Below are 11,379 nucleotides of genomic sequence, written 5' to 3' on the forward strand. Positions count from 1 at the left end.
GGTCCGGACCGCGCGCACCGAGCACGGGGCGGCGCCCCGGGGCGCGCCCCCCCGGTAAGACGGGCCCCCCCGGGATTGGGGGCCGCCCCCAGAAAATTGGTGCACCCGGCGATGGGGCGCTAGCGGAGGCAGCCCCGGCGGGGGGGGGGGGGGGCGGAAAACACCCCGGGGGGGCGCGGCGCCCCGGCCCGCCCCGCGCGCACGGAGCCCGGCGCGCCCCCGGGGGCCGCGCCGCACTGATCAGCGGAACCGCAGCGTGATGGTCGCCAGACCGAAGATCTTGCGTCCACCGGACTTGGCGACGATCGCGATGACGGCCGAGCGGGTCTCGGGATCGATCGACTTGACCCGGCCGGTGTACTCGATCTCGCCGCCCGCCTGCTTGTCGACGATGACCATGTTCGACAGCCGCACGCCGTAGCGGGTCACCGCGCCCGGATCGCCCGACCACGCCGAGACGAAACCGGCGCCGAGGCCCATGGTGAGCATGCCGTGGGCGATCACGTCGGGCAGACCGGCCAGTTCGGCGATGGCGGCGTCCCAGTGGATCGGGTTGCCGTCGCCGGAGACGCCCGCGTAGTTCACCAGATCCCCGCGCGAGAGCCGCGCCGCACGGATCGGGAGCTCGGCACCGACGGTCAGCTCCTCGAACGACAGGGTCGTTCCGGGCTCGCGGGTGGTGCCCTCGGCGGAGAGCCGGAGTTCGCCCTCCGGACGCAGCGGCGTCTCCGTGGCCTCGGTGGCGGCGTCGCCGTTGCCGAACACCTTGACCCCGTGCACCATCACGTTCTCCACGGCGGCGGTGATCGCGGGGTCGACGCCGTCACCGGTGATGCCGACGACGGTGGTGTGCATGATGTGCACGGTCTCGCCGGATTCGTCGGCGAAGGTGTTGGTGACGGTGATCAGGTCCTTGCCCGCGATCCGGCGCACCGAGGACAGTTCCACGTCGACCACGAGCCGGTCACCGGCGACGATCGGCTTGTGCTGTTCGAAGACCTGCTCGGTCTGCACGAACATGTCGTAGCCGGTGACCACGGACTCGAACAGCGTGCGGTTGGCCGCCATCGCCGGGATGGAGGTGAACGTCAAGGGGGCGACCAGCCCGCGGTAGCCGAGTGCGGCCGCGGCCTCGTCCTCCCAGTGGGCGGGGTGGAAATCCTGCACGGCCCTGGCGTATTCGCGGACCTTTTCCCGGCCGACCTCGTAGACGTCGTCGACCCGGTAGTAATGCCCTACCTTCGACGCGATATCAGGGGCATCGACCACGGAAGTCACTTTGAGATCACCTTCGTTCGGGGAACGGACTCTCGGCAGGCTAGCGGACTCACCGCGATATCGCGCACACGTTGGGGTACTTCACAGCCCGACCCGCCGCTCCCACGCCGTACACGCCGAGCGGTGTGTCATCGCCGCGGGTCCGGGGAACCGTCGGTGAGCTCGTCGTGGTGGGCCAGCAGCCTCGACAGCAGCTCGGTCAGCCGATCGCGTTCGGCCGGGCCGAGCGGCGCCAGCAGTTCGTCCTGGGCCGCGGCGAGTCGCTGTTCGAGCCGGCGCAGCTGGCGTCGGCCGGCGGCGGTCAGGGAGACGACGTTGCGGCGTCGGTCGGCGGGATCGGGCGCGCGGTCGACCAGATCTCGTTCGGCCAGTTCGTTGATGGTGGCGACGAGGTCGCTGACGTGGATGCCGCTGCGGCGACCGACGGTGGCCTGGCTGGCGGGGCCGAACTCGGCCAGCGTCGCGAGCACGCGGTAGTGGTAGCCGCGACCGCCGGCGGCCGCGAAGCCGTCGCTGACCAGGCGATGGGCGTGATGGGCGGTCTGGGTGAGCAGCCAGCTGGGCAGGGTCTCCCAGCTGGGCCGTGTCGACGCGGGTGGCTTCGCCATGTCCGGAGCCTACCCCAGTCGTTGGACGCGCCAACGATCCGGTGATACCGTTTGGTTCACAAACGTTTGCATCACCAATGTTTATCTTCCGAACGAATCCGCCGGAGGCGAGACCATGATCGAACCGTTCCGCGTCCACATCCCCCAGTCCGACCTGGACGACCTGCGTGCGCGCCTCGCCCGCACCCGCTGGCCCAACGAAGTCGCCGACGCCGGCTGGGACTACGGGTTCCCCCTGGCCCGCCTGCGGGAACTGGCCGAGTACTGGCGCACCGGCTACGACTGGCGCGCCCACGAGGCCCGCCTCGACGAACTGCCGCACTACACCACCGAGATCGACGGCCAGACCATCCATTTCGTCCACGTCCGCGCCGCCGACCCGGACGCGCGCGCCCTGATCCTCACCCACGGCTGGCCCGGCTCGTTCCTGGAATTCCTCGACGTCATCGCACCGCTGTCGCGCGAATTCCACCTGGTGATCCCATCGATCCCCGGCTACGGCTTCTCCGGGCCGACCCACGAACGCGGCTGGGACGTGGCGCGCATCGCCCGCGCCTGGGCCGAACTGATGCGCCGCCTCGGCTACGACCGCTACGGCGCCCAGGGCGGTGACTTCGGCGCGGGCATCTCGATCGCGCTCGGCGCACACGCCCCCGACCACGTCGTCGGGGTGCACGTCAACTATTTGCCGACCCGCCCCGACCCCGACGCCGACCTCGCGCTGTCGCCGACCGACCTCGCCCGCCTCGACACCGTGCGCCGCCTGATGGCCGACCGCCCGCCGTACCAGGCGCTGCAGGCCACCACCCCGCAAACCCTCGGCTACGCCCTCACCGACTCCCCCGTCGGCCAATTGGCCTGGATCGCCGAAAGATTCGCCCAGTGGACCGACCCGCGCACCCCCGTCGACGACGACCGGGTGCTCACCGACGTCTCCCTGTACTGGTTCACCGCCACCGCGGCGTCCTCGGCACGACTGCATCGCGACTCCGCCCGCGGCACCCCGGCCTGCCCGGTCCCCCTGGGGGTGGCGGTGTTCCCCCACGACATCACCCTGTCGGTACGCCCGCTGGCCGAACGTCGCTACGACATCCGGCACTGGTCGGAATTCGACCGCGGCGGACACTTCGCCGCGATGGAAGTGCCCGAGCTGCTCGCCGCCGACATCCGTGAGTTCTTCCTGGCCAGGTCCTGAGCCGCGCTCAGATCTGCTGCACCCACGAGACGAAGAACAGCACGCCCGCCGCGGTGAGGGCCACGGCGGCGGGCAGCACCCACCACGGGCCGTCGCCGTCGAACACGGCGCGCGTCACCCGCAACTGGACGCGGCCGAGCGCGGCGATGACGCCGACGAACAGCGGCGCCACCACCAGGCTCACCGCCGCGTGCACCGCCCACGCCCCGGCCAACGTCGGTCCGCCCCACGAGTTCTCGTAGTCGTTGGCGGCGACCAACGGATACAGCAGCCCGCGTACCAGCCCGAGCGCGGTCAGCATCAGCAGGAACCAGGCCACCACACCCAGCCCGGCCGAGAACACCGAGTGCGTCAGGCAGCGGCCGGTGCCGATCCGGCGCGCGGCCACCGGCTCGCGCAGCAGCCGCCGCGGCACCCGCAACCGCGTCCGCGCCGGCGAGAAGGCCAGTGGCAGCGCCAGCAGCGCGTACGCGACCGTCCGCGCGAGGCCGCCGCCGGTCACCGCAGCGCGCCCGCCGCGGCGAGATCGTCGAAGAGCAACTGGTCGACCGGCGGCACGAGATCGCGGTCCCGGTAGCCGAACCAGGCCAGTGCGTCGATCTCGCTGCTCGCGGTGAGCACGCCGCGATATTCGGCGGTGTAGCAGGCCATCCGGACCACCGTCGCGTGGCCGTCGGCCACCGCCGCCTCGTAGGTGCCCACGTGCACGGCGGTGTCGGTGTCGAGCTCGACCGTCAGTTCCTCGGCGACCTCGCGGACGAGCGTCTGCAGGTCGGTTTCGGCGCCCTCCCGTTTTCCGCCGGGAATGAAGTACACGTCCTTGCCGCGGGGGCGCCCGCACAGGATGCGCCCGTCCTCGATCAGGACCCAGGCGACGGTATCGATGAGCTGCTGTACCGGAGAGTCGACCACGGCCCGCAGCCTACGCCCGTCAGTGACCTGGCAGGACGCAGACGGTGTCCAGCCCGAGCACGCGGTTGAGCCTGCCGAACGCGAGCCACGAGCCGATGCTCATGCTCAGCTCGACCACCTCGGCCTGGGAGTAGTGCTCGAACATCCTGGCCCAGAACGCGTCGTCGAGGCCGTGATGGTCGGTGGCGTAGCGTTCGGCGTACTCGGCGGCGAGCCGGGCGCGGTCGTCGAACAGATCGGTGGTGCGCCAGTTCGTCACCGCCTCGGCGAATTCGGGCTCCACCTTCTGTCCGTCGCGTTCGGTGCGCCAATCCTGACAGAACAGGCACCCGTTGATCTGCGCGATCCGCAGCCGCGCGGCCTCGAACTCGCGCAGTCCCAGTGTCGAATGCTCGTACACCGACAGCGAGAACGCGGCGGCGGCGACACCGATGCCGGGCACCATCTCGCCCCACACGTAGCCGATCGGGTCCTTGCCCTCGGGAATATCGATGATCATGGGGTCTTCCTTCCGAGTTTGCCGACCGCGGCCCGCAGCGGCACATCGAGCGCGTCGTAGAGGCCGGGTTCGGCCGCGACCAGCCAGTCGATGGCGTTGACCAAGCGGCCCACCGCCGTGGCGTTCCCGCCGGCCGACCGGTTGCCGCCTTCGTCGGAGGCCTCCACGCTCACCTCGATGCGCGGAGTGCCCTCGATGATCACCCGGTGCGCGCCGACACCGTCCGGCGGTGTCGGCCAGTCCGGGGCGCAACTCGGGTGGATGCGGGTGACGTGTTCGATGACGATGCGCGGCTCGCCCTCGACGATGCCCTGCACCTCGAACCGCACCGCGCCCTGGGTGCCCGCCGCGAACTCGCCCATCTGCACGGTCTGCACGGTCGCATCGAGTGCACGCCGGTCCAGGGTCTCGCGGATCTCGCCGAGTTCCACGCCCAGCGCCCTGGCCATGAGCCGGATCTGCCCGCCCCACACCATGGTCGGCACCGACGGCAGCAGCATCGGCGGCTGATAGTCCATCGGCTGACCCATGCCGACCAGATAGCGCACCGAATCGGGTTGGTCGTAGGTGGAGTAGTCGAAGATCTCCTGGCAGCGCACCACATCCAGGGTGCTCGACAGGCCGCTCATCAACAGCGGCAGCACATCGTTGCCCCAGCCGGGATCGACGCCGGAGACGAACAGCGAACCGCCGCCCTCGGCGATCGCGGCCAGGACCGGCTCGCGCAGTTCGGCGGGCGCGCCGACCGGGTCGTAGAGCGGGTAGAGCGCGGGGGTGACGACGACGGCGCCCGCGCGCAGGGCACGCACGATATCGGCGAGCGCGTCATCGGGACGGATGTCACCGGAGGCCGCGTAGACGACCGCGCGCGGCCGGGCGGCGAGCACCGCGTCGATGTCGGCGGACGCGGCCACACCCAGTTCGGTGTCGAGTCCGGCGAGCGCGCCCGCGTCACGGCCGACCTTGTCGGGGTTGTGCACGAGCACCCCGGTGAGTTCCAGCGCCGGGTGGGCGGCCACGGCACGGATGGCCGCGCGGCCGACATTGCCGGTGCCCCAGACGATCGTGGGGATCATCGCGCGAGCCTAACAAGTGCTTGGTTCGGTGTCAGGCGTTTCGGACGGTCAGCGTCGTCCCGCCGAGCGCGGCCCCCAGCCGGTCCACCGCCGCGGCCAGCGCGCGCTCGGGCACCGTGGCGCCGGGGAACATCGCGACCACGATCGCGTCCTCGACCCGTTCCCAGGTCCCGGCGACGCGGCCGTCGACCACGACCAGCGGCGAGATCCAGCCCGCGGTCCTGCTCACCTTCGCCCGATGCTCGGCCGGGAGCAGCGCGGTGTCCCCGGTACCCGGCCCCAGGACATACTGATCGAACGGGCCGAGCAGGTGGACCGTGCCGTCGAGGCTCGCCGCGGCGAGGTCGTCGGCGAACTCGGCCGGAATCCAGCCGGTCCGGCCTTCGACATCGACCTGCGTCAGCTCCGCGCCCAGTTCCGCGAACCATCCGCGCACGACGGTCTTGCGCAGATTGTTGCGGCTGAGCCAGGTGTCGAACACCTCCGGCGTCGCCGGGCCGTAGGCGCCCAGATAAGCCTTGATCAGCACGGGAGCCGCGGCCTCCGGCGCAGGAATCCCGGCCCAGCCCGAGATCAGGTTCGCGGGGGCGGTGAAGGTGACGTTGGTGCCGCGCGACGGGCCGTGGCACAGCGCGCCCTGCCAGGCCAGCGGCTTGAGCACCGCGCCCCAGCCCGAGCGCAGCTGGTCGGCGAGGTGGGCGAAACCCGGTTCGGCGAGCACTGCCTCGACGAGTTCGGCGCGGGTGAGCACCTGGTTGGCGAGGATGCCCGACACCACCTCGACCAGGGTGGCCACCTCGGCGGGGGTGGCGCCGAAGGTCTTGCGCCAGGCCGGTTTCTCCCACGTGCGCGCCGAGCCGATGAGCGCCAGCGCGGCCGCGGCCTGCGCGGGTGGCATGGCATGGAGGGTGCCGCGCATCGCCCAGGTCTTCACCAGGGTGCCCGCGGCCAGCGCCTCGCTCACCGCGTTCGGGCGCGCGACCCGGCTGCGCACGGCCACCGCGGTCTCGGCGGCCGAGGCCACCTGCGCCTGGATCCCGGCCGAGCGGTCGGCGATGTCGGCGGCCGAACCGCTCGACGGCACGGTGACGAACTGGCGCGCCAGCCGCCACGCGAACACCTGATCCCACCCGACACTCATCATGCGCAGCAACCTCTTTCACCGTACGGTCGCCGTCCATCAGATCAGATCCCACCGACAGCGTCCGGCGCAATCATGCGGCAACCTTTTCTGTCACACACCGATGCGAACATATGTTCGTGTCCGATTCCGCCGCCGCGCGTCGCCCGCGCATCCAGACCCGCGCCGAGGCCTCGATCCTGCACGCCGATCTGGACTCCTTCTACGCCTCCGTGGAGCAACGCGATCAGCCGTGGCTGCGCGGCAAGCCGGTGATCGTCGGCGGCGGGGTGGTGCTGGCGGCCAGCTACGAGGCCAAGGCCTTCGGCATCCGCACGCCGATGAATGCCGCGCAGGCGCTGCGGCTGTGCCCGCACGCGGTGGTGGTGCCGCCGCGCATGTCGGCCTACGCCGAGGCCAGCAAGGCGGTGTTCGCGATCTTCCACGACACCACTCCCCTCGTGGAGGGCATCTCGATCGACGAGGCCTTCCTCGACGTCGGCGGGCTGCGCCGGATCCGCGGCGAACCGATCGACATCGCGCGCACGCTGCGCGCCGAGGTCAGCGCGAAGGTCGGCCTGCCGATCTCGGTCGGCATCGCCCGCACCAAGTTCCTGGCCAAGGTGGCCTCCGCGGTGGCCAAACCCGACGGCTTGCGCCTGGTCGAGCCGGGCGGCGAACTCGATTTCCTGCATCCGCTGCCGGTGGAGCGATTATGGGGCGTGGGCGCTGTCACCGCGGCCACCCTGCACACCCACGGCATCACCCGGGTCGGCCAGCTCGCCGAGCTCGGCGAACCGCACCTGCGCGCCATCCTCGGCCCCGGCGCGGCCCGGCACCTGTTCGCCCTGTCCTGGGCACGCGACCCGCGCCGGGTCGAGACCGGCCGCCGGCGCCGCTCGATCGGGGCCCAGCGCGCACTCGGGCGCAGACACCGCGAACCCGACGAGATCGCCGCCTACCTCGACGGTCTCACCGACCGCCTCGGCCGCCGCCTGCGCGCCGCCGACCGCGTCTGCCGCACGATCATCCTGCGCTTGCGTTTCGACGACTTCACCCGCGCCACCCGCTCGCACACCCTCATCGAGGCCACCGATGCCACCGCGACCCTGCGCCACGCCGCCCGCGGCCTGCTCGACCTCGCCCAGCCGCTGATCGACGAACGCGGCATCACCCTGATCGGCCTGTCACTGACCAACCTCGACGACGCCGACACCATGCAGCTGACCCTCCCGCTGGAACCCCGCGCGGACAACACCCTCGACGCCACTCTGGACGACCTGCGCCGCCGCTTCGGGACCGCCGCCGTCACCCGCGCGGCCCTGCTGAAAAAGGGCGAGGGCCTGTCGGTGCCGCTACTGCCCGACTGAGGATTCGCCGCGCCGCAGCACCAGCGGCAGGAACACCTCGTCGACGATCTCGACGAGCACGTCGTCGGGCGCGGTCGGTACGCCACGCAGCACGAACTCGTTGCGCAACAGCACGATCGCCACCGTCGCCACCCGGGGCCGCAGGCATTCCGGCGACGCCTCCCCCCGCGCCACCGCCCGCCCGAGCACGGTCAGCCAGGTGGCCGCGGTCGCGTCGACGGACTGTTCCGGCAGCTGCGCGAGCAGTTCGGCGGTACCACCGGCCGCGGCGAGCAGCTCACGCATGATCGCACCGAGTGCCGAACTCCAGTGCCGATTCGCGCGCCGCAGCAGTTCGAGCGCGTCGGCGCGCAGATCGCCGGTGTCGGGCACCTCGACGGCGGTGGCCAGGCGCCGGTAAGCGGCGACGCCGAGGGCGAGCCGGTTCGGCCAGCGCCGGTAGATCGCGTTCTTGTTGGTGCCGGCACGCTGGGCCACTTTGTCCATGGTGAGCCCGGCGTAACCGCCGTCGCGGAGTTCGCCGGCGGCCGCGCACAGGATCGCGTCCTCGAGTTCGGCGCCACGACGCCGCGTCGGCTTGTCCGGTTCCGCCACGGACGACCTCCTCTACTTTCGGACGATCGTACCTTCAGCGCATCGCCTTGTCGGCAGCTATCCCATCACTTAGGGTACTTCACGTACCGTATCTCTCTCGGAAAGAGCGACACCATGCGCGCCAAAGGCATCACCTACGACACCGGGTTCCTCCGCGACGGCATTTCCTCCCGGCCCCACTACGACGCCGACAACGTCCGCGCGGAACTGCGGATCATCCGCGACGACCTGCACTGCACCGCCGTCCGGATCGTCGGCGGCGACGCCGACCGCCTCGAACTCGCCGCGACCCACGCCGCCGACCTCGGCCTCGAGGTGTGGTTCTCGCCGTATCCCCTGGAACAGACCACCGCACAGATGCGCGCGCTGCTACTCGACTGCGCCGAGCGGGCCGAGCGGCTGCGCCGCCGCGGCGCCGAGGTCGTCCTCGTCGTCGGCGCCGAACTCAGCCTGATGACCGCCGGATTCCTCCCCGGCGACAGCGTCGCCGAACGCGTCGCCGCCCTCGCCGACGTCGACACGCTGCCGACCCGGGTCGCGCACGCGAGCGCCCAGCTCAACGCCTTCTTCCACACGGTCGTGCCGTTGATCCGGCAACGATTCGGCGGCAGGCTCACCTACGCCTCGGTCCAGTTCGAACGCGTCGACTGGGCGTTGTTCGACCTGATCTCGGTCGACCTGTACCGCTCGGCGGCCGTCGCCGACCGCTTCGCCGACGGCGTGCGCGCCCTCGTTACCCAGGGAAAGCCGGTGGCCGTCACCGAATTCGGCGCGGCCACCTTCCACGGCGCGGGCGACGTCGGCGCCAACGGCCTCGACATCGTCGAGTACAACCCGGACCCGATCCGCCTCACCGGCATCCACACCCGCGACGAGCAGGGCCAGGCCACCTACCTGCGCGAACTGCTCGAACTGTTCGACGACGCGGGCATCGACACCGCCTTCGTGTTCCTGTTCGCCCTCTACGACATGCCGCACCGCCCCGACGGCGACCCGACCCTCGACCTCGACCTCGCCAGCTACGGCATCGTCAAGGTCCTCGACGGCCGCACCGGCACCGCCTACCCCACCATGACCTGGGAACCCAAGGTCGCCTTCGCCGCGGTCGCCGACCATTACCGAGATGCGCCGGCGACCCCGCGCGTGGGATAGTCGGCCAATGCCTTACGCCGTCCTCGGCTTCTTGACCCTCGCTTTGTGGGTGTACTGCCTCGTCGACATCATCACCAGCCCCGACGACGGGATCCGCCATCTGCCGAAGATGGGCTGGATTCTCGTGGTCGTGCTGGTGCCCACGATCGGCGCCCTGCTGTGGCTGTTCGCCGGGCGCCCCGTCGGTCCCGAACGTCACGCGGCCACCACCCGCTACCGCGAATACGACCGGCCCGGCCGGGCGGTCGCGGCCAATCCCGATGACGACGAGGCGTTCCTGCGTGGTCTGCGCGAGCGTGCCGAACAGCAGCGTCGCGAGGCCCGCAGGCAGCAGGCCGAACGCGACGAGGACTAGGCCTGATCAGACGAACCGTTTGGGCCGCTTGTCCATCAACCGCAGGATCAACGGCGTGAAGATCAACTGCATCGCCAGTTCCATCTTCCCGCCCGGCACCACGATGCAGTTCGGGCGCGACATGAACGAATCGTGCAGCATCGACAGCAGATACGGGAAGTCGATCACCTTGGGATCGGCGAACCGGATCACCACGAAACTCTCGTCCGCGGTCGGAATGCTGCGCGCGATGAACGGATTCGACGTGTCCACGGTCGGCACGCGCTGGAAGTTCACATACGTCCGCGAGAACTGCGGGCAGATGTATTTCACGTAGTCGGGCATCCGGCGCAGGATGGTGTCGATCACCGCCTCACTGGAATAGCCGCGATGGGTCTTGTCGCGGTACACCTTCTGGATCCACTCGAGGTTGATGATCGGCACCACCCCCACCAGCAGATCGGCGTAGCGCGCCACGTTCACGGTGTCGGTCACCGCCGCACCGTGCAGGCCCTCGTAGAACAGCAGATCGCTGCCCGGCGCGAGATCCTCCCACGGCGTGAACGTGCCCGCGGGCTGCCCGTAAGGCTTGGCCTCCTCCTCGTCGTGCAGATACCGGCGCACCTGCCCGACCCCGGATTCGCCGTACTCCCGGAACAAGGTCTCCAGTTCCGGGAGCAGATTCGCGTCCTCCCCGAAATGGGAGAACGTCGTATCGCGTTGCCGCTCGGCCTCGGCCATCGCGATCTTCATCTCCGCGCGGTCGAAACGGTGGAACGAATCGCCCTCCACCACCACCGCGCTGATGCCCTCCCGGCGGAAGATGTCCTCGAAGGTCCGGGTGACACTCGTCGTGCCCGCACCGGAGGACCCGGTGATCGCGACAACGGGATGCTTGACCGACATGGGCGTCTCCTAGGTGCGCTGGTCGTGCTTGGCCGGACGGAACAGCGACCGTGTCCCGAACAGCGAACTGTCGAAACTCGGTCCGGCGTCGGGCTCGCGGTGATAGCGCTCCACCCGCAGCACCTCGTTGCGTGAGCCGAAGATGAACGGCACCCGCTGATGGACCTCCGCCGGCGGCACCGCCATCACCCGGTCATGGCCGGTGCTGGCCGCGCCCCCGGCCTGCTCCACGATGAACGCGATCGGATTCGCGCCGTAGAGCAGCGGGCCCCCCCCCCCCCCGGGCCGGGGGGGGGGGGGGGGGGGGGGGGGGAAAAAACCCCCCCCGGGGGGGG

Annotated in this window: 13 protein-coding genes and 1 pseudogene; 4 read left to right on the forward strand and 10 right to left on the reverse strand. The window is 70.7% G+C overall.

Features of this window, described 5'->3' with window-relative positions; translation table 11 throughout:
* Positions 1–240 precede the first annotated feature (240 nt).
* Complete coding sequence (locus tag QH270_RS05250; RefSeq protein WP_280339208.1) at positions 241–1,278, reverse strand: fused (3R)-hydroxyacyl-ACP dehydratase subunits HadA/HadB; 1,038 nt, start codon at positions 1,276–1,278, stop codon at positions 241–243.
* 128 nt (positions 1,279–1,406) lie between these two features.
* Positions 1,407–1,886, reverse strand: a complete 480-nt coding sequence (locus QH270_RS05255; protein WP_280339210.1) for a MarR family winged helix-turn-helix transcriptional regulator — start codon at positions 1,884–1,886, stop codon at positions 1,407–1,409.
* A gap of 115 nt (positions 1,887–2,001) precedes the next feature.
* Here QH270_RS05255 and QH270_RS05260 point away from each other — a divergent pair, with 115 nt between their 5' ends.
* Complete coding sequence (locus QH270_RS05260) at positions 2,002–3,081, forward strand: epoxide hydrolase family protein (RefSeq protein ID WP_280339213.1); 1,080 nt, start codon at positions 2,002–2,004, stop codon at positions 3,079–3,081.
* Between the two features lie 7 nt (positions 3,082–3,088).
* Here the strand turns inward: QH270_RS05260 and QH270_RS05265 are convergent, their stop codons facing one another.
* The 5 genes from QH270_RS05265 to QH270_RS05285 are packed head-to-tail and all read right to left on the reverse strand — an operon-like array spanning position 3,089 to position 6,712.
* Positions 3,089–3,583 (reverse strand): hypothetical protein, encoded by a 495-nt coding sequence (locus QH270_RS05265; protein ID WP_280339215.1) that lies wholly within the window; start codon positions 3,581–3,583, stop codon positions 3,089–3,091.
* Positions 3,580–3,993 (reverse strand): NUDIX hydrolase, encoded by a 414-nt coding sequence (locus tag QH270_RS05270; RefSeq protein WP_280339216.1) that lies wholly within the window; start codon positions 3,991–3,993, stop codon positions 3,580–3,582. Before QH270_RS05270 ends, QH270_RS05265 begins: the two co-directional genes overlap by 4 nt.
* A 19-nt stretch (positions 3,994–4,012) precedes the next feature.
* Positions 4,013–4,492 (reverse strand): carboxymuconolactone decarboxylase family protein, encoded by a 480-nt coding sequence (locus QH270_RS05275; RefSeq protein WP_280339217.1) that lies wholly within the window; start codon positions 4,490–4,492, stop codon positions 4,013–4,015.
* Entirely contained in the window at positions 4,489–5,568 is a 1,080-nt protein-coding gene (locus QH270_RS05280) for an NAD(P)H-dependent amine dehydrogenase family protein (protein WP_280339218.1), read from the reverse strand. Before QH270_RS05280 ends, QH270_RS05275 begins: the two co-directional genes overlap by 4 nt.
* 31 nt (positions 5,569–5,599) lie before the next feature.
* Positions 5,600–6,712 carry a DNA glycosylase AlkZ-like family protein gene (locus tag QH270_RS05285; protein WP_280339219.1) on the reverse strand — a complete coding sequence of 371 codons (1,113 nt, stop codon included), beginning with the start codon at positions 6,710–6,712 and terminating at the stop codon, positions 5,600–5,602.
* Positions 6,713–6,822: 110 nt separating this feature from the next.
* Between QH270_RS05285 and dinB the strand changes: the two genes are divergently transcribed.
* Positions 6,823–8,058: a DNA polymerase IV gene (dinB, locus tag QH270_RS05290; protein ID WP_280339220.1), complete on the forward strand. Its 1,236-nt coding sequence runs from the start codon at positions 6,823–6,825 to the stop codon at positions 8,056–8,058.
* Here dinB and QH270_RS05295 read toward each other — a convergent pair.
* Positions 8,044–8,652, reverse strand: coding sequence for a TetR/AcrR family transcriptional regulator (locus tag QH270_RS05295; RefSeq protein WP_280339221.1), 609 nt, complete (start codon positions 8,650–8,652; stop codon positions 8,044–8,046). The genes dinB and QH270_RS05295 overlap by 15 nt on opposite strands.
* A gap of 114 nt (positions 8,653–8,766) precedes the next feature.
* Between QH270_RS05295 and QH270_RS05300 the strand changes: the two genes are divergently transcribed.
* Both QH270_RS05300 and QH270_RS05305 read left to right on the forward strand, forming a co-directional pair.
* Positions 8,767–9,804 (forward strand): hypothetical protein, encoded by a 1,038-nt coding sequence (locus QH270_RS05300; protein WP_280339222.1) that lies wholly within the window; start codon positions 8,767–8,769, stop codon positions 9,802–9,804.
* Between the two features lie 7 nt (positions 9,805–9,811).
* Positions 9,812–10,159 (forward strand): PLD nuclease N-terminal domain-containing protein, encoded by a 348-nt coding sequence (locus tag QH270_RS05305; RefSeq protein WP_280339223.1) that lies wholly within the window; start codon positions 9,812–9,814, stop codon positions 10,157–10,159.
* A gap of 6 nt (positions 10,160–10,165) precedes the next feature.
* On the opposite strand, the gene QH270_RS05310 is transcribed toward QH270_RS05305, so the two are convergent.
* On the reverse strand, positions 10,166–11,044 hold the full coding sequence (locus tag QH270_RS05310) for a phosphoribulokinase (RefSeq protein ID WP_280339224.1): 879 nt from the start codon (positions 11,042–11,044) through the stop codon (positions 10,166–10,168).
* Between the two features lie 9 nt (positions 11,045–11,053).
* Positions 11,054–11,379, reverse strand: a pseudogene (locus tag QH270_RS05315) (class 1 fructose-bisphosphatase); the annotation flags it as partial.

This window comes from Nocardia neocaledoniensis, assembly GCF_029868625.1.
Lineage (GTDB): Bacteria > Actinomycetota > Actinomycetes > Mycobacteriales > Mycobacteriaceae > Nocardia > Nocardia neocaledoniensis_A.

Bases quoted from the DNA above. Each gene is read 5' to 3' on its own strand.
- QH270_RS05305 (WP_280339223.1), top strand. From the start codon at position 9,812: ATGCCTTACGCCGTCCTCGGCTTCTTGACCCTCGCTTTGTGGGTGTAC.
- dinB (WP_280339220.1), top strand. From the start codon at position 6,823: ATGTTCGTGTCCGATTCCGCCGCCGCGCGTCGCCCGCGCATCCAGACC.
- QH270_RS05275 (WP_280339217.1), bottom strand. From the start codon at position 4,492: ATGATCATCGATATTCCCGAGGGCAAGGACCCGATCGGCTACGTGTGG.
- QH270_RS05280 (WP_280339218.1), bottom strand. From the start codon at position 5,568: ATGATCCCCACGATCGTCTGGGGCACCGGCAATGTCGGCCGCGCGGCC.
- QH270_RS05310 (WP_280339224.1), bottom strand. From the start codon at position 11,044: ATGTCGGTCAAGCATCCCGTTGTCGCGATCACCGGGTCCTCCGGTGCG.
- QH270_RS05300 (WP_280339222.1), top strand. From the start codon at position 8,767: ATGCGCGCCAAAGGCATCACCTACGACACCGGGTTCCTCCGCGACGGC.
- QH270_RS05260 (WP_280339213.1), top strand. From the start codon at position 2,002: ATGATCGAACCGTTCCGCGTCCACATCCCCCAGTCCGACCTGGACGAC.
- QH270_RS05255 (WP_280339210.1), bottom strand. From the start codon at position 1,886: ATGGCGAAGCCACCCGCGTCGACACGGCCCAGCTGGGAGACCCTGCCC.
- QH270_RS05285 (WP_280339219.1), bottom strand. From the start codon at position 6,712: ATGATGAGTGTCGGGTGGGATCAGGTGTTCGCGTGGCGGCTGGCGCGC.